The organism is Microterricola gilva (assembly GCF_004217495.1).
Classification (GTDB): domain Bacteria; phylum Actinomycetota; class Actinomycetes; order Actinomycetales; family Microbacteriaceae; genus Microterricola; species Microterricola gilva.
Genome location: NZ_SHLC01000001.1, coordinates 2,349,307 through 2,369,642, shown reverse-complemented (window position 1 = coordinate 2,369,642; position 20,336 = coordinate 2,349,307). Strand labels below are relative to the sequence as shown.

Genomic DNA, 20,336 nt, shown 5'->3' with positions numbered 1-20,336 from the left:
AAAGACGGTGCTGGGAGAAGGCACGGGGAACAGCGCGGGCCGCCGCGCCGGGAGGGGCGCGACGAACGCGACCGGCGCGGTCTGGCGCAACTGGGGTCGGAGCGAAGCGGTGCGCCCGGTGCGGGTGGAGCGCCCGGCCAGCGTCGGCGCCGTGCAGCGCGCCGTGCAGGCCGCCGCGCGGAGCGGACTGCCTGTGAAGGCGATCGGCGCCGGCCACAGCTTCACCGGCATCGCACTGGCGCCCGGCGTGCAGCTCGAACTCTCCGGCCTGCGCGGCGTGCTCGACCACGACGTGGAACGGCACCGCGTCACCTTGGCCGCCGGCACGAACCTGCACCAGCTTCCCGGTCTGCTGGCGCCGCTCGGCCTTGCACTGCCGAACATGGGCGACATCGACAGGCAGACGATCGCAGGGGCGACCTCGACCGGCACGCACGGCACCGGCGGTTCCTTCGGCGGACTCGCCACGCAGATCATCGGCCTCAGCCTGGTGACCGCGAACGGCGAACTGCTGCACATCGGAACGAACAGCGCTGGCGTCACCGCGAACGCCGAGCTGCTGCCGGCCGCGCGCCTCGGCCTCGGCGCCCTCGGCGTGATCGTCGATGTGACGCTGCAACTCGTGCCGACCTTCGTGCTGCAGGCGGTCGAACGCCCCGAGCCGCTCTACGGCGTGCTCGCGAATTACCTCGAGCGCTCGGCGTCCGAGGACCACTACGAGTTCTACTGGTTCCCGCACACCGAGTCTGCGCTCACCAAGACCAATACGCGGTTGCCGGCGGATGCCGCGCTCTCCCCGATCCCGCCGGTCAAGCGCTGGGTCGACGACGAGCTCGTCGCCAACGGCCTCTACCGGGTGATGTGCAACCTCGGGAAGGCGGTTCCGTCTGTGATCCCGCGGCTCAGCCAACTGGCCGACAAGGTGACGGGCACGCGCGACTTCACCGACCTCTCCCCGAACGTCTTCGTCACCAACCGCACCGTGCGCTTCCGCGAGATGGAGTACGCGCTGCCGCGGGAGGCCGTGCCTGCGGCGCTCGCCGAGGTCAAGGCCCTGATCGAGAAGAAGGGCTGGCTCATCTCCTTCCCGCTCGAGGTGCGCTCGGCCGCCGCCGACGACAACTGGCTCTCCACCGCCTACGGTCGCGACACCGGCTACATCGCTGTGCACCGCTTCTTCCGGGAGGATCCGGAGGAGTACTTCCGCGCCGTCGAGCAGATCATGATCGCGCACGCCGGGCGACCACACTGGGGCAAGATGCACTACCGCGACGCCGAATCGCTCCGCACCGTGTACCCGCGCTTCGACGACTTCCTCGCCGTGCGCGACCGGCTCGACCCCGACCGGGTGTTCGGCAACGCCTACCTGCGGCGGGTGCTCGGCGACTGAGGCGCCGGCGCTACGGCGTGCGGCGGCGCAGGGTCAGCGAACCGAGCACGACGGCGCCGACGGCGTATGCGGCGATGATGCCGATGTCGATCCAGATCGCCGCCGTGTCGTCTGAGCCGCTCGCCACCGCGTTCAGTGCGTCGATCGCGTGCGAGAGCGGCAGCCAATCGCCGATCGTCTGCAGCACCTCCGGCAGCTGATCGCGCGGCAGAAAGATGCCGCCGAGGAGGATCTGCGGGAACACCAGCACGGGCATGAACTGCACCACCTGGAACTCGGTGCGGGCGAATGCGCTCGCGAGCAGGCCCAGGGTCGTGCCGAGCACGGCATCCATCACAGCCACGAGCAGCAGCAGCCCGATGGAGCCGTCGATCTCGAGGCCGCAGACCCAGACCGCGAAGGCCACGGCGATGCTGGCCTGCGCGACCGCGAGAAGCCCGAAGGCGATCGTGTAGCCGAGGAGGAAGTCGCCGCGGCCGAGCGGCATCGCCAGCAGGCGCTCCAGGGTGCCGGTTCGGCGCTCGCGCAGGGTCGCGATGCTCGTGACGAGGAACATGACGATGAACGGGAACAGCGCGATCATCGCCGGCCCGATCGAGGCGAACACGGGAGTGTCGGAGAAGATCCAGGCGACGAGGCCGATCAGCAGGGTCGGCACGAGCAGCAGCAGGGCGACCGTGCGGTGGTCGTGCCGGATCTGGGTGAGCACGCGCCCGGTCGTGGCGAGGGTGCGCCCGGGGTTCATGCCGCACCCCCCGCGCTCTGCTCCTCGGCCCTGCGGGTGATGACCTCGAGGAACGCGCTCTCGGCGTCGGCGGCGCCCGTGCTGGCGAGGAGCCCCGCCGGGGTGTCGTCGAAGAGGATCTCGCCGTCCCGCATCAGCAGCAGCCGGTCGCAGCGGGTGGCCTCGTCCATCACGTGGCTGGAGACGAGCAGGCTGACACCGGATGCCGCGAGCCGGTGGAACAGCTCCCACAGCTCGACCCGCAGCACCGGGTCCAGCCCGACCGTCGGCTCGTCGAGCACGAGCAGCTCGGGGGAGCCGAGCAGGGCGGCTGCCAGGGACACCCGGCTGCGCTGCCCGCCCGAGAGCTCGCCGACGAGCTGCCCGGCCTGATCGCCGAGCGATGTGGCATCCAGCACCCGGTCGACATCCGTCGCCGGGGCGCCGAGGACGCGACGGAAGTAGTCGATGTTCTGACGCACCGTGAGGTCGTCGTAGACGCTCGCGGCCTGGGTGACATAGCCGACGCGATGCCGCAGGGCGGCGCTCCCACCCGGCAGGCCGAGCACGGTCACGGTGCCGGACTGGATGACCTGCACGCCGACGATTGCACGCATCAGCGTGGTCTTGCCGCAGCCGCTCGGGCCGAGCAGGCCCACCACCTGGCCCCGCGGCACATCGAGGCTCAGGCCGTGCAGGACGGGGCTTCGCCCCCTCCGTACCCGCAGATCCTCGATACGGACCGCAACAGCCGCGCTGTTCATCATGAGATGCATTATTCGCTACTTCCGGCCCCCGTGATAGTCCCGAAAACGCGGTCAAACGGAGGGGGGACACCGGGCGATGCAGTGAGTCGCCGCCATGATGGCTTGGAGTCTGGTGGGAACGCCATGAATGCGCGAAGCCGCCACCTAGGATGGAGGAGCACCCAGGCTGTACCTGCCACACAATCACGCGTTCTTCAAGGAGCATCTGCCATGGAATGGCTCATCCCGATTCTTATCGTCGTCGTCCTCGCCGCCATCATCGGCATCTACCTCTGGGCGACGTACAACGCGCTGGTCACCCTGAATGTGCGCGTCGATGAGGCCTGGAGCGACATCACGGTGCAACTGAAGCGTCGCGCCGACCTGATCCCGAACCTGATCGAGACGGTCAAGGGCTACGCCGCCCACGAGAAGAGCGTGTTCGAGAACGTGACCAAGGCCCGCGCCGAGAGCCTGTCCGTGCAGACCCCTGCCGACGCATCTGCCGCCGAGAACCACATGCAGAGCGCGCTGAAGAGCATCTTCGCCGTCGCCGAGGCGTACCCCCAGCTGCAGGCCAGCCAGAACTACCTGCAGCTGCAGGGCGAGCTGGTCGACACCGAAGACAAGATCCAGGCCGCGCGCCGCTTCTACAACGGTGGCGTGCGCGAGCTGAACACCAAGATCCAGGTGTTCCCGAACAACGTCTTCGCCAAGAAGCTCGGCTTCAACGGGCGTCAGTTCTTCGAGGTTGCGGATGCCGCAGCGATCGCAGAGCCGCCCCGCGTGCAGTTCTAGCCCGAACCGTTCTCACGCCCGCCCACACTGACCAGGAACCATGTATAGCGCGATAGCCCGCAACAAGCGCAACACCGTCTTCATCATCATCTTCTTCCTGCTGATCATCGGCGCGTTGGGTTGGTTGGCCGGCTACATCTACCAGAGCCCGTCGATGGTCGTGACGACGCTCGTCATCGCGACCCTCTACGCCGTGTTCCAGTACTTCATGGCCGGGCGGCAGGCCGTCGCCATGAGCGGCGGCGTCGAGATCACCTCGGTGACCGACCACCCGCGGCTCTGGCGCGTCGTCGAGAACCTCTCGATCACCACCGGAACGCCGATGCCGAAGATCTACGTGATCAGCGACCCGGCACCGAACGCCTTCGCGACCGGCCGCGATCCTGAGCACGCCATCGTCGCCGCAACGACGGGCCTGCTCGAGATCATGGACGACGCCGAACTCGAGGGCGTCATGGCGCACGAGCTCGGCCACGTGCGCAACTACGACATCCGGGTGTCGATGATCGTCTTCGGACTCGTCGTCGCCGTCGGCTTCATCGCAGACATGTTCATGCGGATGGCGTTCTTCGGCCGGAACAACAACAACGGTAACCCGCTCGTGATGGTGTTCGGGCTCATCGCGATGCTCGTTGCACCGCTCGTGGCCGGCATGGTGCAGATGGCCGTCTCTCGGCAGCGTGAGTACCTCGCGGACGCCACGGGGGCGCTCACGACGCGCCACCCGGAGGCGCTGGCCAGCGCGCTGCTGAAGCTCGAGGCCTACTCCCGCCCGATGAAGCGGCAGAACACGTCGATGGCGCACCTCTGGATCGCCGACCCGCTGAAGCCCGGCGTCATGGACCGCCTGTTCAGCACCCACCCGCCGATCGCCGACCGTGTCGAGCGGCTGCGCACCATGGGCGGCACCTTCTAGCTCTCACTCCGTCGTCGCGCAGTAAGGACAAAGTGCGGTTGCAAGGACATTCTCGACCGGAGCGTCCTTGCAACCGCACTAAGTCCTTATAAGCGGATGCCGCTGGCAAGAGCGGTGGCCGCTGGGGGCCCTAGCTGGCTAGGCGCGGGCGAGCTCGGCGGCGAGCGGGGCGGCCAGCGTGCCCCAGTCGTTCACCGTGATGTCGTCGAGCCCCTGCCAGGCGGCGGCCGAGCGCACCAGCGGGGCGACGCGCTCCGCGATCTCCGGCCCGACACCGGCCTCGTGCCAGGCCGACTGCACCCGCAGAACGCCGGCCTTGCGGTCATTCTTCAAGTCGATGCGGCCGACGACGCTGTCGTCGATGAGGATCGGCAGCGAGTAGTAGCCGAAGACGCGCTTCGGCGCCGGGGTGTAGATCTCGATGCGATAGTGGAAGTCGAACAGCCGCTCCGCCCGCTTCCTGTCCCAGACCACCGGGTCGAAGGGGGAGAGCAGGGCGCCGGTCTCGATGCGCCGCGGCTTCTGGGCGTCCCGGTGCAGCCAGGCCTGCTGCTTCCAGCCGGGCACGGTGACGGGCAGCAGCACGCCCTCCTCGGCGAGCGCGTGCACCGCCGCGAGCGTATCGGCTCGGCCCATCCGGAAGTAGTCGGCGAAGTCGCCGGCCGTGCCGATGCCGTGGGCCTCGGCCGCGTGCCGCACGAGCTCGCGCTGCGCGTCGTCTCTGGAGACGTGGCTGTGGATGACGGCATCCGGAAGCACCTGCTCAGGCAGCGCGTAGCTGCGCTCGAAGCGGGTGCGCCCGGCCGAGACGAGCTCGCCCCAGCGGAACAGCACCTCGAGGCCGATCTTCACGTCCGACCAGCCCCACCACGGTCCGGAGCGCTTGTTGGCGTCGTGCTCGATCGCGCTCGCCGGCATCGGCCCCTTCTCGGCGAGCTCGGCCTTGAGCCAGTCGATCATCGAGCGGTTGCCGTGCGCCCAGGCGCCGAGGTCACCCGCGTGCTTCTGCCGGTACGCCTCCATGCGCCAGCGGAGCAGCGGCCACGTCTCCACGGGGATCACCGCCGCCTCGTGCGCCCAATACTCGACGTAGCGGCCGCGGCGGGCGAAGGTCAGGGCGTCGAGCGACGCCTTGTCGTAGTGGCCGAGCCTGGCGAAGACGGGCAGGTAGTGAGAGCGTTCGAAGACGTTCACCGAGTCGAGCTGCAGCAGTCCGACCCGCTCGATCAGGGCGTTCAGCTGCCGGGTGCCGACGGTGGCCGGGCGCGGGCGGGCGAAGCCCTGGGCGGCCAGAGCGATGCGGCGAGCGGATGCCGCTGAGACTGTATCTACCATCGACACGACGATACAGCCGTCCACCGACAGCCGCGCTGATCGGCTCCAGGCGCGCGCCGAACCAAATCGCACACCGCAGCTTCACCGCCCATTCACCAACGCGGCGGTCGGCGGACACGCGCGTTCCCTACTGTCGCAGAGGCTCGTGAAGGTTCCAGACGCCCCGCACAGCAGGGGCGGCCGACACGGCCCAACGGAGGATACGTGTTTACCAAGCGCACTCTGGTCGCGGGCATCGCAACCGCTGCCGCACTGACCATGGCCCTCACCGCGTGTGCGGGCGAGAGCAGCACACCGGCCGCAGGCGGAGCGGACGCCGCCACGGCGACCAGCCTTGCCGCCTTCGGCACGCTCGCGGAGCTCGAGGCCGCGGCGAAGGCGGAGGGCGCCCTCAACGTCATCGCCCTTCCGCGGGACTGGGCCAACTACGGTGCGGTGCTCGACGCCTTCAGCGCCAAGTACCCCGAGATCACGATCACCGAGCAGTCGCCGGACGTCTCGAGCGCCGAGGAGATCCAGGCGGCCAAGACCAACGCCGGACTCGACACGGCCCCCGACGTCTTCGACCTCGGCCTCACCGTCGCCCTGCAGAACACCGAGCAGTTCGCGCCCTACCAGGTCGCCACCTGGGACGACATCCCCGACGCGCTCAAGGAGGCGTCCGGCCTGTTCGTCGGTGACTACGGCGGATACATGTCAATCGGCTACGACTCCTCGAAGTACGAGGCCCCCGCCGCCATCGAGGACCTGCTCGGCGCCGACTACAAGGGCGCGGTCGCCATCAACGGTGACCCGACGCAGGCCGGTGCGGCCTTCGCGGCGGTCGGACTCGCCACCGTGCAGAACGACGGAACGCTCGATGACTTCCAGCCCGGCATCGACTTCTTCGGCGAACTCAACGCCGCGGGCAACATGCTGAAGCTCGACGTGACCACCGCGACCGTGGCATCCGGTGAGACGCCCGTCGTCTTCGACTGGGACTACCTCAACGCCGCGCACCAGGCCGACAACAAGAACTGGAAGGTGACGATCCTTCCCGGAACCGGATACGCCGGCTACTACAACCAGGCGATCAACAAGGACGCGCCGAACCCGGCCGCCGCCCGTCTGTGGCAGGAGTTCCTCTACAGCGACGAGGGTCAGAACCTCTGGCTCGCCGGCGGAGCGCGCCCGGTGCGCGCCGAGGCGATGGCCGAGGCCGGAACGATCGACGAGAAGCTCTTCGCTGCTCTGCCCGACGCCCCGGAAGACACCGTCGTTCCGAGCGAGGAGCAGAGCACGGCCGCAGGCGAGCTGCTCGGCGAGAAGTGGGCGGCAGCCGTCAACTGACGCGCTGGCACCCCATGGCACTACTCACAACGGCGCCCGCCGGGGCGGACCACAGCGGTCCGGCCCGGCGGCGCGCCGCGCCTCCGTCGGAGCCCGGCGCTCGCGCGCCGCGCCGGCTCCGGCTCGACGTCCTGGGCCTGACGCCGTTCGCCGCCTACGTGCTGGTGTTCCTCGCGGTCCCGACGCTGCTCGCCGTCGGCAGTGGTTTCGTCGGGGCTGACGGCGGCTTCACCCTCGACAACGTCGCGGCGCTGGCCGACCCGGTCATCGTCGCCACCTTCGTCAACTCGATCGGACTCTCGCTGCTCACCGCGGTCATCGGGGCGATCGTCGGCGCCGTGCTCTGCTACGCGTTGCTCGCGTTCCGAGCCGAGGGTGCCGTGCGTGCGACGGTCGCGGCCATCAGCGGGGTGCTCGCCCAGTTCGGCGGCGTGATGCTCGCCTTCGCCTTCATCGCGACGATCGGCCTGCAAGGCGTCGTCACCGTCTGGCTGCGCGACGTCTGGGGCATCGACATCTTCGCGGATGGCGCATGGATCTATGGGCTGCCGGGGCTCGTGCTGCCATACATCTACTTTCAGGTGCCGCTGATGGTCATCACCTTCCTGCCCGCCCTCACCGCGCTCAAGGCGCACTGGCTGGAGGCCACCCTGACCCTCGGCGGCACGCGCGGTGCATTCTGGCGCCGGGTGGCGATGCCCGTGCTCGCCCCCTCGTTCCTGGCCAGCTTCCTGCTGCTCTTCGCCAACGGCTTCTCGTCCTATGCCACGGCGGCCGCACTGGCAAGCCAGGGCTCCCAGATCGTGCCGTTGCAGATCCGCACCGCGCTCACGAGCGAGACGCTGCTCGGCCGCGAGAATCTGGCCGGGGCGCTCGCCCTCGGCATGATCGTGGTGATGGCGCTCGTGATGTGGGGCTACGCCGTCGTGCAGGGCACAGCAGCCAGGTGGCAGAAGTGAGCCTGCCCGTGCGCCAGCGCGCCGCGACGCTCGCGCCCAGCCCGCTCGGCGGCCGCGTCATCCTCGCAGTGATCGGCCTCATCTTCGCGATCCCGATCATCTCCATGCTCGAATTCACGCTGCGCGCCGCTGACGGTGGACACAGCGTGGAACACTGGCTCGCGCTGTTCGACCCGCAGAACGCGAGGAGCTACGCGCCTATCTGGGTCGGCCTCGGCAATTCGCTCGTGCTCAGCGTCGGCACGGTCGCGATCGTGCTGCTGCTGTTGACGCCGACCATGGTGCTCATTGCCCTGCGCTTTCCGAAGCTCCGCCGGCCATTCGAATTCCTCTGCCTGCTGCCGCTGTCGATCCCGGCGATCGTTCTCGTGGTCGGCCTGGCGCCGGTGTATCTCGTCATCGGCCGCACCATCGGCACCGGCATCTGGCCGCTCTCTCTGGCATACGGGGTCACCGTGCTGCCCTACGCCTACCGGGCGATCCAGGCCAGCATCGACGCCGTCGACGTCGGCACGCTCGCCGAGGCCGCCCGGTCGCTCGGTGCCGGCTGGGGCACCGTGCTGCTGCGCGTGCTCGGCCCCAACCTCCGCACCGGCATCCTCGCGGCCTGCCTGCTCTCGGTGGCCGTCGTGCTCGGCGAGTTCACGATCGCTTCGCTGCTGAACCGGCAGAACCTGCAGACGGCGCTCGTCGTCGTGAACAAGCAAGACCCGTACGTGGCGGTGATCCTCTCCCTGCTCGCCCTGGCCTTCGCATTCGTGCTCCTGCTCGTGATCGATCGCGGCGCGGTCGCTCGGCGCGGCATCCGTTCAAGAAGAGGACATCAATGACACTCCGACAGAGCAGCACCGTCGAATTCGCGGAGGTCGTGAAGGACTACGGGGCACAGCGGGTGCTGCACGGCCTGAACCTCGACATCGGCGCGGGCGAGTTCGTCTCGCTGCTCGGCCCATCCGGTTGCGGCAAGACGACGGCGCTGCGGGTGCTGGCCGGGCTCGAGGATGCCAGCGGAGGCGCCGTCCTGATCAACGGCAGCGACGTCTCGCGCGTGCCGACGAACAAGCGCGACATCGGCATGGTGTTCCAGTCGTACTCGTTGTTCCCCCACCTGAGCGCGGTGAACAACGTGATGTTCGGGCTCTCGATGCGGAGGGTGCCGGGCCGTGAGTCCGAGAGCCGCGCGCGGGAGATGCTCGATCTCGTGGGACTCGGAGCACTGGCCGACCGTTACCCGCACCAGCTCTCGGGCGGGCAGCAGCAGCGCGTCGCCCTGGCGAGAGCTCTCGTGACCGAGCCGCGGGTGCTGTTGCTGGACGAACCGCTCTCGGCGCTGGATGCGAAGGTGCGCGAGCAGTTGCGCGAGGAGATCCGTCGGATCCAGCTGCGCCTCGGCATCACCACGGTGTTCGTCACGCACGACCAGGAAGAGGCGCTCGCCATCTCCGACCGTATCGCCGTGATGAACGCGGGCGACATCGAGCAGATCGGCACACCGGAGCAGCTCTACACGAGGCCGAGCACCGCGTTCGTCGCCGGCTTCGTCGGCCAGAGCAACCGGGTGCCTGGTATCGCCGGCCACGGCTTCGTCGAGGTCTACGGGCGGTCGCTGCCGCTCCTCGACCCCGGCGAGCACGACGGCGCCATCGAGGTCTTGCTGCGCCCAGAGGACATCCGCTTCGCTGTGGAGGGGATCCCGGCCGAGGTGGTGGCCTCCAGCTTCCTGGGTTCAATCCGACGCACCAGCGTGCGCCTCGCGGACGGTGCCGTGCTGAGTGTGCAGCATCCGGTGGGACAGAGCCCGCAGCCGGGGGAGCGGCTGTTCCTGGAGTGGTCAGGGCAGCCGGTCGCGAGTGCCTCTACTACCGCGACGGCATATACGCGGCCATAGACTGGGCGGGTGACCGAATCAACGGGTAAGCGCAAGGGTGGACGTTGGTTTCCGTGGCGTGCCGCGGAACGGGCAACGACGCCGAGGAGCACGTTGGGGAGTGATGTGCGGCTGACGCAGAGCGAGCAAGAGCTCGCGGAGTCGCTGCCGCACGGGATTCGTCTCGGGGCGGCCTGGTCGTGGCGCCTGCTTCTGATCGGCGCGCTCATCGCGGTTGCCATCTTCCTCGTCGTCCAGCTGCGGCTGATCGTGATCCCCGTGCTCGTCGCGGTGTTGCTCTCCGCGCTGCTGGTCCCGCTCGTCTCATTCCTGGTGAAGCACAAGTGGCCGCGTGGCCTCTCCATCGCCGTGGCGATGCTCGGCATGTTGGCCGTCGTCTCTGGGCTCCTGGTGCTCGTCATCACGCAGATCGCCCGCAACTCGAGTGCGCTCAGCGAGCGCGCCGTCGAATCGTTCGAATCGATCAAAGAGGCCCTGCTCAACTCGCCACTCCAGCTCACCGAGACGCAGATCAACGGATACCTGCAGCAGCTGCTTGATGCGATCCAGCAGGACAGCCAGATCTTCATCAGCGGCGCACTGAGCTTCGGCTCCTCCCTCGGCCACTTTCTCGCCGGGATGCTGATCACCCTCTTTGCAACGCTCTTCATGCTGATCGATGGCAAGGGCATCTGGGGCTGGGTGGTGCGCATCTTCCCGCGTCGTGCACGTGCGGCCGTCGACGGCGCAGGCAAGGTCGGATGGGCCACCCTCGGCAACTTCGTCAAGGTACAGATCCTCGTCGCCTCGATCGATGCCGTGGGCATCGGCCTCGGCGCGGCCCTGTTGCAGGTGCCTCTGGCGATCCCGATCGCCGTGCTCGTCTTTCTCGGTTCCTTCATCCCGATCGTCGGTGCCGTGGCAACCGGAGCGGTCGCGGTGGCGATCGCGCTCGTCTACAACGGGTGGCCCATCGCGCTCGCCATGCTCGGCGTCGTCCTACTGGTGCAGCAGATCGAGGGTCATGTGCTGCAGCCGCTCATCATGGGTACCGCCGTCAAGGTGCACCCGCTCGCCGTTGTGCTCGTCGTTGCCGCCGGCTCCATGTTGGCCGGAATCCCCGGCGCACTCTTTGCCGTTCCCGTCGCCGCAGTGCTCAACGTCATGGTCCACTACATCTCCAGTGGCGTGTGGAAGCACACACCGGCGCCGCCGCTGCCGCCGCAGGGTTCGCCGCTGTGGAGCACCGTCCCCCAGGCACGACCCGGCTACCGGACGGATGCCGCGGTCGCGCCGTCCCCGAGCAGCCCCTGATCGCATTCGACACCGCGGGAACCGCCACAGCGGCATCCGTCATCGCCGACTCAGCGGGCCACCACCACAGGCCCGCCGCAGGTCAGGCACAACTCACTTCCGCATCGCACGTTAGAGAATCGACGCCATGACTGACACGCCATCCACCCCCACCCTGATCGGGCCGAAGCTGGCCGAGATGCAGGCGGCGCGAACGACGGTCGCCGCCGTCGCGCAGATTACGCCGATCGAGACCTCCCGGTTCCTCTCGGACATCATCGGCTCGCCGGTGCTGCTCAAGTGCGAGAACCTGCAGCGCACGGGCTCGTACAAGATCCGCGGGGCGTTCAACCGCCTGTCGGCGTTGAGCGCCGAGGAGCGCAGCCACGGCGTCGTCGCGGCATCCGCCGGCAACCACGCGCAGGGTGTCGCGTTGGGCGCACGGGAGCTCGGCATCGCGGCAACGATCTTCATGCCGACGAACGTTCCGCTGCCCAAGCTCGAGGCCACGCGTGACTACGGCGCCGACGTCGTGCTCTCCGGGGCGATCATCAGCGAGACCCTCGCCGCCGCCGCCGCGTTCGCGGAGGAGACCGGGGCGATCTTCATCCCGCCGTTCGACCACCCCGATGTCGTCGCCGGGCAGGGCACGATCGCCCTCGAGCTGCTCGAACAGGTTCCGGATATCGACACCGTCATCGTGCCGATCGGCGGCGGCGGGCTCATCTCCGGTGTGGCCAGCGCCTTCAAGCAGCACGCGGCGGCCGGTGGACGGTCGGTGCGGGTCATCGGCGTCCAGGCCGAGAACGCCGCCTCCTACATCGCCTCACTCGATGCCGGGGCCCCGATCAACATTCCGGTGAAGCCCACGATCGCCGACGGCATCGCCGTGTACCGGCCGGGCGAGCTCAACTACGCCATGATCCGGGATGCCGTCGACGAGATCGTCACGGTGAGCGAGGACGACGCCGCCCGCGCACTCCTCGTGCTGATGGAACGCGCGAAGCTCGTTGTCGAGCCGGCCGGTGCCGTCTCGGTCGCGGCGATCCTCGCCGGCAAGGTCCAGGGCACGGGCACGACGGTCGCGATCCTCTCCGGTGGCAACATCGACCCGCTGCTCATGCAGCGCGTGATCAGCCACGGCCTCGCGGCATCCGACCGCTACCTCACCATGCGCGTGATGCTGATGGACCGGCCGGGCGAGCTCGCCCGTGTCGCCGCCATCCTCGCGGACGTGAAGGCGAATGTGATCGAGGTGCTGCACACCCAGCACGGCCCCGATCTGCAGATCACCGAGGTCGAGCTCGACATCACCGTGGAGACCCGCGGGCCCACCCACGTCGAAGAGGTCATCGCGGCGCTGCGTGCCCAAGGCTACGAGCCCAAGCTCGACAAGCGCCGCAACTAGGCGCCGGCCGCGGCCGCCGCTTGCTGCGGCATCCGGAACATGCCGCGAACGGCATGCAGAAACAGAACGGGCGGCATCCGCAAGGATGCCGCCCGTATGCTGTGCGTGGAGCCTACTGGCCTGCCCACGTCTCGACGTTGCTGATGGACACGCTGATCTGCTTGCCGTTCGGGGCCGTGTAGCTGCCGCTCTCGCCGATCTTCATGCCGAGGATCGCCTCGCCGAGCGGGCTCTGCGGGCTGTACACGTCGAGCTCGCTGTCGCCGGCGATCTCGCGGTCGCCGATCAGGAAGACGGTCTCGTCGCCGGCGATCACAGCGGTGATGACGGTTCCGGTCTCGACGACGCCCTGGCTCTCCGGGGCGTGGCCGACCTCGGCGCGCTTGAGCAGATCCTTGAGCTGACGGATGCGGGCCTCCTGCTTGCCCTGCTCGTCCTTGGCGGCGTGGTATCCGCTGTTCTCCTTGAGGTCGCCCTCTTCGCGAGCTGACTCAATCTTGGAGGCGATCTCCACACGGCCGGTGGTCGAGAGAGCCTCGAGCTCGGCGCTGAGCCGGTCGAATGCCTCTTGTGTCAGCCAGGTGACGCTCGTGTCCTGTGCCATCGCTTCTCCTTGGATTGCGCGATGCGGACTGGGTCACATCATCGCCGTGGATACTGCTCGTGATAAAGCCGACGCCCCGACTGTCAGCCGGGGCGAAACCCCCATATTAGGTGAGCCAGCAGCGGAAAATCAAGCCTGTGTTGGCGGGCAGCGAGGTGCGCAGGGTCTCCGTGAAGGCCCGGGTGTAGCGATCGGATGCCGGGATGTCGACGATCTTCCAACCGACGACGGTGAAGTCCTCATTCAGCGCCTGCACGGCGCAGCTGGCCTGCTCACCGGCGGGCATCGAGACCTCGTAGTCCACCCGGACGGTCTGGTCGTCGAGGATGGTGTGCGCGACATCCCGGGCCTCGACCATCGGCTTGCTGCCGTCCAGCCCGGCCCAGACTACCCACGCCACCAGGACCACCGCGAAGACCGCCGCCGAGATGATCAGGATCAGCCGCTCGTTCCGTCCGCGCGTGCGCGTTCGGCCGTAGCGCTGATCGAGATCGGTCGGCTGGGCGGGATCGGTGCTCATGGTGCGGGGGCTCCTGCTCGGCGTGATGGGGTACCGCTTCGCCGCCAGCGCGAGCGCAGGGCGGCACGGTGGTCGAAGCTGAGTGGCTTAAGCTTGTAGGACAAGGCTATCCGGCAATCCTGAGGAGTTCCGCACGTGCACACGACCATTCTCGAGCTCGTGACGCGCTTCGCCCAGGCGAGCACCGACAAAGAGTTCGACCCCGACACGGTCACGCCCGGCATCTGGGGTTTCGTGGCGACGGCGCTCGTCGCCGTCGCGGTCGTCTTCCTCGGGTTCGACATGGTGCGCCGTATCCGTCGCACCAACTACAAGGCCGAGATCAGCGAGCGGCTCGAGGCCGAGCTGGCCGCGCGCAACGCGGGCGAGCAGCCTGCCGCGCCGGACGCGCCCGCGACGCCCGGCGCTGCGTCGGCACGCCCCGCGGAGCCGGACGCCCCGGCATCCGGCCCCGACACCAAGCCCTAGCCGCCTCCGCAGTCGGAGTCAGCCGGCGTGGTAGGCGGGGTTGATTGCGATGATCAGCATCGCCGTCCAGTGGCAGAAGAACGCCAGCACCGTGCACGCGTGGAAGATCTCGTGGAAGCCGAAGACGCCGGGGATCGGGTTGGGCTTCTTCAGCGCGTATACAACGGCGCCGCCGCTGTAGAGCAGTCCGCCGACGATGACCAGCACCATCATGGCCACGCTCACGGCGAGCAGATCGGGGATGTACATCACCGCGGCCCAGCCGAGGGCCAGGTAGAAGAAGACGTACAGCCAGCGTGGCGCCGTGATCCAGAACACACGGAAGGCGATACCGAGCAGCGTGACGCCCCAGACGATCGCCAGCAGCAGGAAGCCCTTCTCCGGCGGCAGCGCGAGCACGGCCATCGGCGTGTAGGTGCCCGCGATCAGCAGGAAGATGTTGGCGTGGTCGATGCGCTTCAGCAGCAGCTTCGTTCGCGGCTTCCAGTCGAAGCGGTGGTACAGCGCCGAGGTGCCGAAGAGCAGCATCGAGGTGAGCATGAAGACCGCGCTCGACCACTTGGCTGCCGGCCCCTGCGCCGCGACGATCAGCACGATTCCGGCCACGATCGTCAGCGGGAACGTGCCGGCGTGAAGCCAGCCACGCCACGTCGGCTTCACATCGACGGGACTGTCCACGGATGGATCGTGCAGTGTCATGCGCTCAGGATACGACACGCATCCCCATCTGAAATGTGGGCGAGCGCAGGCAAGTGCACTAACGTGAATCTGTGCACGACCGCGATGAATCACTGGGCAGGGGCATTCTCTACCGCCTCTACCAAAACCGGCTGCGCCGGGGACTGACTGCGGAGACCCTTCCGCGCCACGTCGCCATGATCATCGACGGCAACCGCCGCTGGGCGAAGCAGCTCGGCTACGACACCGCAGCGCACGGCCACCGCGCCGGTGCAGCCAAGATGCGCGAGTTCGTGGAATGGTGCGACGATCTCGGCATCTCCACGGTCACCCTCTACCTGCTCTCCAGCGACAATCTCACGAACCGTTCGGGGGAGGAGCTCTCGGCGCTGATCGAGATCATCGCCGACCTCGCCGACGACCTCTCCCGCTACCGCGACTGGCGTGTGCAACACGTCGGTTCCACGGCCGGCCTGCCGCAGCCGCTGGTCTCCGCGCTGGATGCCGCGCAGGCCCGCACCGCGGGCAAGACGGGTCTGCACGTGAACCTCGCCGTCGGCTACGGTGGCCGCAAGGAGATCACCGACGCCATGCGGAGCATCGTCGCCGATCACCACGCCGGCGGCGGCAGCCTCGAGGACCTCGCGGAACGACTCACGCCCGACCTCATCGGTGAGCACCTCTACACCGGCGGCCAGCCGGACCCCGACCTCGTCATCCGCACCTCGGGTGAGCAGCGCCTGAGTGACTTCATGTTGTGGCAGAGCGCCCACAGCGAGTTCTACTTCGTTGAGGCGCTCGGCCCCGACCTGCGCAAGGTCGACTTCCTGCGCGCCCTCCGCGACTACGCCACGCGCAATCGCCGCTTCGGCGGCTGAACCAGCACTCGATCCCGCGCCCCCGCGCAGATCCGAGAGGAACCCATGACAACCTGGCAGCAGTACGTTTCCGGCTTCACCGAGGAGCCCGGCTACCTCGACTACGGGCGGGTCGGGCCGCTGTCGGCCGCGGCATCCGCAGAAACGCTCGGCTTCACCGAGATCCTGAGCCGGGCTCGCTTCGGCAGCCTGCAGGCCATCCAGGACCAGGACCAGCGCCTGCGTGAGGCGGCCGGAACGCTGCTCGGCCAGCCCGCCGAGCAGGTCGTGGCGGTCCCGAACACGACGACCGGCCTGCTGCACGCCATGTTCGGCCTCACCGGCGATGTGCTGCTCTCTCCCGGCGAGTTCCCCAGCCTGCCCATCGCGGCCTCGCGCGCCCACGAAGCGCTGCACGTGACGCGCCCGCTCTGGCTCGAGACCGACCACGGCACCGTGACGCCGGGCCAGATCAAGGCGCAGCTCGGCTCGAACACGGCCGCAGTGGCGGTCAGCCTCGTCGACTCGCGGACCGGCTACCTCGCCGACCTCGAGGGCATCCGCCAGGTCATCGGCGACCGCCTGCTCATCGTCGACGCCATCCAGGGTTTCGGCGTCGTCGATGCGCCGTATGAACTCGCGGATGTCGTCGTCGCCGGCGGCCAGAAGTGGTGCCGCGCCGGCTGGGGCAGCGGCGTCATGGCGCTCAGCGAACGCGCGCTCGGGCGCCTCACGCCCGTGTTCTCCGGCTACACCGGCACCGATGGCGACGAGGTCTGGGACCAGATCCCGACGCCGCCGCCCAGCACGGGTGCTCGGGCGTTCCGCACGTCCAACCCCGACGGCATCGCGCAGGCCCGCCTGGCCGCCGCCCTCGAGGAGATCATCGACGTCGGCGTCGCCGAGATCCAGTCCGCGATGGCCACAAACGTGAGCCGCATGATCGACCTCGCCGACGAGTTCGCGATCCCGGTCGCCTCCTCGCGGCACGAACGTGAGCGGGCGGGCATCATCGTGTTGCAGCCGCCTGCCGAGCACCTCACCGTGCTCACCGCGTCGCTGTTCAACCACGGCATCACGGCGACCTCGCGCGAGGGGGGCGTGCGCCTGTGCGTGCACGCCGTGCTCGACGAGTCAACGGTCGACATGGTGCGCGGAGCGTTCACCTCCTACGCAAGCGCGGCGGCGTTCTAGGGAGTTTCGCACCCGAGCGCCGCGGTCGCCGGCCCGGCTGCCGCGGCATCCGCCCGGCAACCCAAGATTTCACTTTGGTAGATCGGCGTGTCGTTCGCTCTTTCGGCGCAACGGTCGTAGCGTCACTCTCATCAGGCATCGCGCTTGATCGAGACGGCCACATAAGTTCGACTCGGGACCACATGGCCGACTCGCAGCAAACTGGGCAGGAATGCCGGGGCGGGAGTGGTTGTGACTTCAGTTCGTCAGAATTCAACAGAACAACAGGGGCCGGGAGCAGCGGCCAGAGCGGGCGAAGGCCACTCAGATCAGCGCGAACAAGCCGAGCGTATCTATGTTTTGGATACCTCGGTTTTGTTGTCTGACCCCTCGTCCATGTTCCGCTTTGCCGAGCACGCCGTCGTCCTGCCGGTGATCGTGGTCGCCGAGCTTGAGGCCAAACGGAATGACCCCGAGATCGGCTTCTTCGCCAGGCAAGCGCTCCGCAACCTCGATGAGCTGCGCATCAAGCACGAGCGGCTCGACTTCCCCATTCCCGTCGGCGACGGCGGAACGCTGCGGGTCGAGCTCAACCACTCGAGCATGGGGGTGTTGCCCAGCGGGCTCCAGCTGAATGACAACGATTCGCGCATCCTCGCCGTGGCGATGAACCTCGCCGCAGAGGGACTCGCCGTGACCGTGGTCTCGAAAGACCTGCCATTGCGCGTGAAGGCGGCCTCCATCGGGCTCGCGGCCGAGGAGTACAAGCACGAACTCGCCGTCGACTCCGGCTGGACCGGGATGGACGAGATCACGCTGAGCGGCGAGCAGATGGCCGCGCTCTACGACAACGAGCGGATGTCGACGCGACTGGTCGGCGACATGCCAGTGAACACCGGGCTCGTCGTGCACTCCGAACGCGGCAGCGCGCTCGGCCGCGTCACAGCGCGCGGCGAGTTCAAGCTCGTCCGCGGTGACCGGGACGTGTTCGGTCTGCACGGCCGTTCGGCGGAGCAACGGCTGGCGATCGACCTGCTGCTCGACCCGGAGATCGGGATCCTGTCTTTGGGAGGGCGAGCCGGGACGGGGAAGTCCGCGCTCGCTCTCTGCGCCGGCCTCGAAGCCGTGCTGGAGCGGCAGCAACACAAGAAGATCATGGTGTTCCGCCCGCTCTACGCCGTCGGTGGCCAGGAGCTCGGTTACCTGCCTGGTGACGCGGCCGAGAAGATGAACCCGTGGGGACAGGCGGTGTTCGACACCCTCGGCGCGCTCGTCTCCGACAACGTGCTCGAGGAGGTGCTGGACCGCGGCATCCTCGAGGTGCTGCCGCTCACGCACATCCGCGGCCGCAGCCTGCACGACGCCTTCGTGATCGTCGACGAGGCGCAGTCGCTGGAGCGCAATGTGCTGCTGACCGTGCTCAGCCGTATCGGGCAGAACTCGCGGGTCGTGCTCACCCACGACGTCGCCCAGCGTGACAACCTGCGGGTCGGCCGCCACGACGGCGTCGCCAGCGTGATCGAGACGCTCAAGGGGCACCCGCTGTTCGCCCACATGACGCTGACACGATCCGAGCGCTCGGCGATCGCCGCCCTCGTCACCGAGATGCTGGAGGGCAACGAGCTGGCATAGTGAACAACAGCGTCATCGACGTGCGAGGCCTGTCGTTCGGACCATCTGAACGACAGGCCTCGCCGTCTGTTGCCGAGCGCAACGTCCAGCGCTGTCACTCGCTGGCACCCGCCGCAACGCGAGCGCGCCGCCCACGAGATCGTGGACGGCGCGCCGGATGCTGCGTTCTGCCTCGGCTTAGCCGGGGGTCGTCATGCTCAGCAGGTCGAGCGAGCTGTCCAGCTGCTCGAGCGTGATGGCACCGCGCTCGACGTAGCCGAGCTCGATCACGGCCTCGCGCACGGTGACGCCCTGCTTCACGGAGTGCTTGGCGATCTTCGCCGCCTCCTCGTAGCCGATGATCTTGTTCAGCGGCGTGACGATCGACGGGGACATGCCGGCGAGGGCCGCAGCGCGCTCGAGGTTGGCCTCGAGGCCGTCGACGGTCTTGTCGGCGAGCACGCGGGCGGCGTTGCCGAGCAGGCGGATCGACTCGAGCAGCGCGGTGCCCATCACGGGGATCTGCACGTTGAGCTCGAAGGAGCCGGACGCGCCGCCCCAGGCGATCGCCGCGTCGTTGCCGATGACGCGCGAGCAGACCATGAGCACGGCCTCTGGGATGACGGGGTTGACCTTGCCGGGCATGATCGAGGAGCCGGGCTGCAGGTCGGGGATGTTCAGCTCGCCGAAGCCGGTGTTCGGGCCGGAACCCATCCACCGGATGTCGTTGCAGATCTTGGTGAGGCTGACGGCGATGGTGCGGAGGGCACCGGATGCGTCGACGAGGCCGTCGCGGTTGGCCTGGGCCTCGAAGTGGTCCTTCGCCTCGGTGATCGGCAGCTCGGTCTCGGCGGTGAGCAGCTCGAGCACGAGCTGCGGGAAGCCCAGCGGGGTGTTGATGCCGGTGCCGACGGCGGTGCCGCCGAGCGGAACCTCGGCGACGCGGGGGAGCGCGGACCGCACGCGCTCGATGCCGAGGCGCATCTGGCGGGCGTAGCCGCCGAACTCCTGGCCGAGGGTGACGGGGGTGGCGTCCATCAGGTGGGTGCGGCCGGCCTTGACGGCGGTCGCCCACAGCTCGGCCTTCGCCTCGAGGGAGACGGCGAGGTGGTCGAGCGCCGGGATGAGCTCGTCGATGAGCGCGCCGGTGACGGCGATGTGCACCGAGGTGGGGAACACGTCGTTGGAGGACTGCGAGGCGTTGACGTGGTCGTTCGGGTGGACCGGGCTGCCGAGGCGCGCGGTGGCCAGGCTCGCCAGCACCTCGTTCATGTTCATGTTCGAGGAGGTGCCGGAGCCGGTCTGGTAGACGTCGATCGGGAACTGCTCGTGGTGCCCACCGGCGATGATCTCGTCCGCGGCCGAGGCGATGGCGTCGGCGATGCCCTGGTCGAGGCGGCCGAGCTGTGCGTTGGCGAGTGCCGCCGACTTCTTGATGCGCGCCAGTGCGACGATCTGAGCCGACTCCAATGTCGACCCCGAGATCGGGAAGTTCTCAACGGCACGCTGCGTCTGTGCGCTGTAGAGCGCGTTCGCGGGAACGCGCACCTCGCCCATGGTGTCGTGTTCGATGCGGAATTCCGCGTCAGCTGAGTTGCTCACGGTTGCCCTTTCGGTGTGGTGGTGTGAGGCGGTGGTTGCCGCCGGTAATGGGAAAGCT

At 68.4% G+C, this 20,336-nt stretch carries 20 protein-coding genes; 13 read left to right on the top strand and 7 right to left on the bottom strand.

Going from position 1 to position 20,336, the window contains the following annotated elements; genetic code table 11:
* Window positions 1-10: 10 nt before the first annotated feature.
* Window positions 11-1,390 carry a D-arabinono-1,4-lactone oxidase gene (locus EV379_RS11065; RefSeq protein ID WP_130507432.1) on the top strand — a complete coding sequence of 460 codons (1,380 nt, stop codon included), beginning with the start codon at window positions 11-13 and terminating at the stop codon, window positions 1,388-1,390.
* 10 nt (window positions 1,391-1,400) lie between these two features.
* Here the strand turns inward: EV379_RS11065 and EV379_RS11060 are convergent, their stop codons facing one another.
* Both EV379_RS11060 and EV379_RS11055 read right to left on the bottom strand, forming a co-directional pair.
* Window positions 1,401-2,135 (bottom strand): ABC transporter permease, encoded by a 735-nt coding sequence (locus EV379_RS11060; protein WP_130506179.1) that lies wholly within the window; start codon window positions 2,133-2,135, stop codon window positions 1,401-1,403.
* On the bottom strand, window positions 2,132-2,878 hold the full coding sequence (locus tag EV379_RS11055) for an ABC transporter ATP-binding protein (protein WP_423203263.1): 747 nt from the start codon (window positions 2,876-2,878) through the stop codon (window positions 2,132-2,134). The genes EV379_RS11060 and EV379_RS11055 overlap by 4 nt, the downstream gene beginning before the upstream one ends.
* Before the next feature lie 213 nt (window positions 2,879-3,091).
* Here EV379_RS11055 and EV379_RS11050 point away from each other — a divergent pair, with 213 nt between their 5' ends.
* Together EV379_RS11050 and EV379_RS11045 are read left to right on the top strand one after the other, a co-directional pair.
* On the top strand, window positions 3,092-3,658 hold the full coding sequence (locus EV379_RS11050; protein WP_130506177.1) for a LemA family protein: 567 nt from the start codon (window positions 3,092-3,094) through the stop codon (window positions 3,656-3,658).
* Between the two features lie 40 nt (window positions 3,659-3,698).
* Entirely contained in the window at window positions 3,699-4,574 is an 876-nt protein-coding gene (locus tag EV379_RS11045) for a M48 family metalloprotease (protein WP_130506176.1), read from the top strand.
* Window positions 4,575-4,712: 138 nt separating this feature from the next.
* Here the strand turns inward: EV379_RS11045 and EV379_RS11040 are convergent, their stop codons facing one another.
* Window positions 4,713-5,909, bottom strand: coding sequence for a winged helix-turn-helix domain-containing protein (locus EV379_RS11040; protein WP_130506175.1), 1,197 nt, complete (start codon window positions 5,907-5,909; stop codon window positions 4,713-4,715).
* Window positions 5,910-6,167: 258 nt separating this feature from the next.
* Between EV379_RS11040 and EV379_RS11035 the strand changes: the two genes are divergently transcribed.
* The 6 genes from EV379_RS11035 (at window position 6,168) to ilvA (ending at window position 12,765) form a co-directional block, all read left to right on the top strand.
* Complete coding sequence (locus EV379_RS11035; RefSeq protein WP_130507431.1) at window positions 6,168-7,238, top strand: ABC transporter substrate-binding protein; 1,071 nt, start codon at window positions 6,168-6,170, stop codon at window positions 7,236-7,238.
* Window positions 7,239-7,252: 14 nt separating this feature from the next.
* Entirely contained in the window at window positions 7,253-8,197 is a 945-nt protein-coding gene (locus tag EV379_RS11030; RefSeq protein ID WP_130506174.1) for an ABC transporter permease, read from the top strand.
* Between the two features lie 2 nt (window positions 8,198-8,199).
* Window positions 8,200-9,027 carry an ABC transporter permease gene (locus tag EV379_RS11025; RefSeq protein ID WP_479724753.1) on the top strand — a complete coding sequence of 276 codons (828 nt, stop codon included), beginning with the start codon at window positions 8,200-8,202 and terminating at the stop codon, window positions 9,025-9,027.
* Window positions 9,024-10,085 (top strand): ABC transporter ATP-binding protein, encoded by a 1,062-nt coding sequence (locus tag EV379_RS11020; protein ID WP_130506173.1) that lies wholly within the window; start codon window positions 9,024-9,026, stop codon window positions 10,083-10,085. Before EV379_RS11025 ends, EV379_RS11020 begins: the two co-directional genes overlap by 4 nt.
* Window positions 10,086-10,094: 9 nt before the next feature.
* Window positions 10,095-11,378: an AI-2E family transporter gene (locus EV379_RS11015; RefSeq protein ID WP_242616336.1), complete on the top strand. Its 1,284-nt coding sequence runs from the start codon at window positions 10,095-10,097 to the stop codon at window positions 11,376-11,378.
* A 127-nt stretch (window positions 11,379-11,505) separates the two neighbouring features.
* Complete coding sequence (gene ilvA / locus EV379_RS11010) at window positions 11,506-12,765, top strand: threonine ammonia-lyase (RefSeq protein WP_130506172.1); 1,260 nt, start codon at window positions 11,506-11,508, stop codon at window positions 12,763-12,765.
* 112 nt (window positions 12,766-12,877) lie between these two features.
* Here ilvA and greA read toward each other — a convergent pair whose 3' ends face one another.
* Both greA and EV379_RS11000 read right to left on the bottom strand, forming a co-directional pair.
* The gene (gene greA / locus EV379_RS11005) at window positions 12,878-13,369 is read right to left on the bottom strand and encodes a transcription elongation factor GreA (protein WP_130506171.1); all 492 of its coding nucleotides are present in this window, start codon (window positions 13,367-13,369) and stop codon (window positions 12,878-12,880) included.
* 106 nt (window positions 13,370-13,475) lie between these two features.
* Window positions 13,476-13,889: a DUF4307 domain-containing protein gene (locus EV379_RS11000; RefSeq protein ID WP_130506170.1), complete on the bottom strand. Its 414-nt coding sequence runs from the start codon at window positions 13,887-13,889 to the stop codon at window positions 13,476-13,478.
* A 135-nt stretch (window positions 13,890-14,024) separates the two neighbouring features.
* Here EV379_RS11000 and EV379_RS17225 point away from each other — a divergent pair, with 135 nt between their 5' ends.
* Window positions 14,025-14,357, top strand: a complete 333-nt coding sequence (locus tag EV379_RS17225; protein ID WP_165397348.1) for a hypothetical protein — start codon at window positions 14,025-14,027, stop codon at window positions 14,355-14,357.
* A gap of 18 nt (window positions 14,358-14,375) precedes the next feature.
* Here EV379_RS17225 and trhA read toward each other — a convergent pair whose 3' ends face one another.
* Entirely contained in the window at window positions 14,376-15,056 is a 681-nt protein-coding gene (trhA, locus tag EV379_RS10995) for a PAQR family membrane homeostasis protein TrhA (RefSeq protein ID WP_130506169.1), read from the bottom strand.
* A gap of 71 nt (window positions 15,057-15,127) precedes the next feature.
* On the opposite strand from trhA, the gene EV379_RS10990 reads away from it, so the two are divergent.
* The 3 genes from EV379_RS10990 (at window position 15,128) to EV379_RS10980 (ending at window position 18,697) form a co-directional block, all read left to right on the top strand.
* Complete coding sequence (locus EV379_RS10990) at window positions 15,128-15,913, top strand: isoprenyl transferase (protein WP_130506168.1); 786 nt, start codon at window positions 15,128-15,130, stop codon at window positions 15,911-15,913.
* 45 nt (window positions 15,914-15,958) lie between these two features.
* Window positions 15,959-17,086 carry an aminotransferase class V-fold PLP-dependent enzyme gene (locus EV379_RS10985; RefSeq protein ID WP_130506167.1) on the top strand — a complete coding sequence of 376 codons (1,128 nt, stop codon included), beginning with the start codon at window positions 15,959-15,961 and terminating at the stop codon, window positions 17,084-17,086.
* Window positions 17,087-17,416: 330 nt separating this feature from the next.
* The gene (locus EV379_RS10980; protein ID WP_242616477.1) at window positions 17,417-18,697 is read left to right on the top strand and encodes an RNA 5'-3' helicase PhoH2; all 1,281 of its coding nucleotides are present in this window, start codon (window positions 17,417-17,419) and stop codon (window positions 18,695-18,697) included.
* A gap of 177 nt (window positions 18,698-18,874) precedes the next feature.
* Here EV379_RS10980 and EV379_RS10975 read toward each other — a convergent pair whose 3' ends face one another.
* Complete coding sequence (locus EV379_RS10975) at window positions 18,875-20,278, bottom strand: class II fumarate hydratase (protein WP_130506165.1); 1,404 nt, start codon at window positions 20,276-20,278, stop codon at window positions 18,875-18,877.
* Window positions 20,279-20,336 lie beyond the last annotated feature (58 nt).

Bases quoted from the DNA above. Each gene is read 5' to 3' on its own strand.
- EV379_RS11060 (WP_130506179.1), bottom strand. From the start codon at position 2,135: ATGAACCCCGGGCGCACCCTCGCCACGACCGGGCGCGTGCTCACCCAG.
- EV379_RS11045 (WP_130506176.1), top strand. From the start codon at position 3,699: ATGTATAGCGCGATAGCCCGCAACAAGCGCAACACCGTCTTCATCATC.
- EV379_RS11055 (WP_423203263.1), bottom strand. From the start codon at position 2,878: ATGAACAGCGCGGCTGTTGCGGTCCGTATCGAGGATCTGCGGGTACGG.
- EV379_RS11020 (WP_130506173.1), top strand. From the start codon at position 9,024: ATGACACTCCGACAGAGCAGCACCGTCGAATTCGCGGAGGTCGTGAAG.
- greA (WP_130506171.1), bottom strand. From the start codon at position 13,369: ATGGCACAGGACACGAGCGTCACCTGGCTGACACAAGAGGCATTCGAC.
- EV379_RS11030 (WP_130506174.1), top strand. From the start codon at position 7,253: ATGGCACTACTCACAACGGCGCCCGCCGGGGCGGACCACAGCGGTCCG.
- EV379_RS11035 (WP_130507431.1), top strand. From the start codon at position 6,168: ATGGCCCTCACCGCGTGTGCGGGCGAGAGCAGCACACCGGCCGCAGGC.
- trhA (WP_130506169.1), bottom strand. From the start codon at position 15,056: ATGACACTGCACGATCCATCCGTGGACAGTCCCGTCGATGTGAAGCCG.
- EV379_RS11050 (WP_130506177.1), top strand. From the start codon at position 3,092: ATGGAATGGCTCATCCCGATTCTTATCGTCGTCGTCCTCGCCGCCATC.
- EV379_RS10985 (WP_130506167.1), top strand. From the start codon at position 15,959: ATGACAACCTGGCAGCAGTACGTTTCCGGCTTCACCGAGGAGCCCGGC.
- ilvA (WP_130506172.1), top strand. From the start codon at position 11,506: ATGACTGACACGCCATCCACCCCCACCCTGATCGGGCCGAAGCTGGCC.
- EV379_RS11000 (WP_130506170.1), bottom strand. From the start codon at position 13,889: ATGAGCACCGATCCCGCCCAGCCGACCGATCTCGATCAGCGCTACGGC.
- EV379_RS11040 (WP_130506175.1), bottom strand. From the start codon at position 5,909: ATGGTAGATACAGTCTCAGCGGCATCCGCTCGCCGCATCGCTCTGGCC.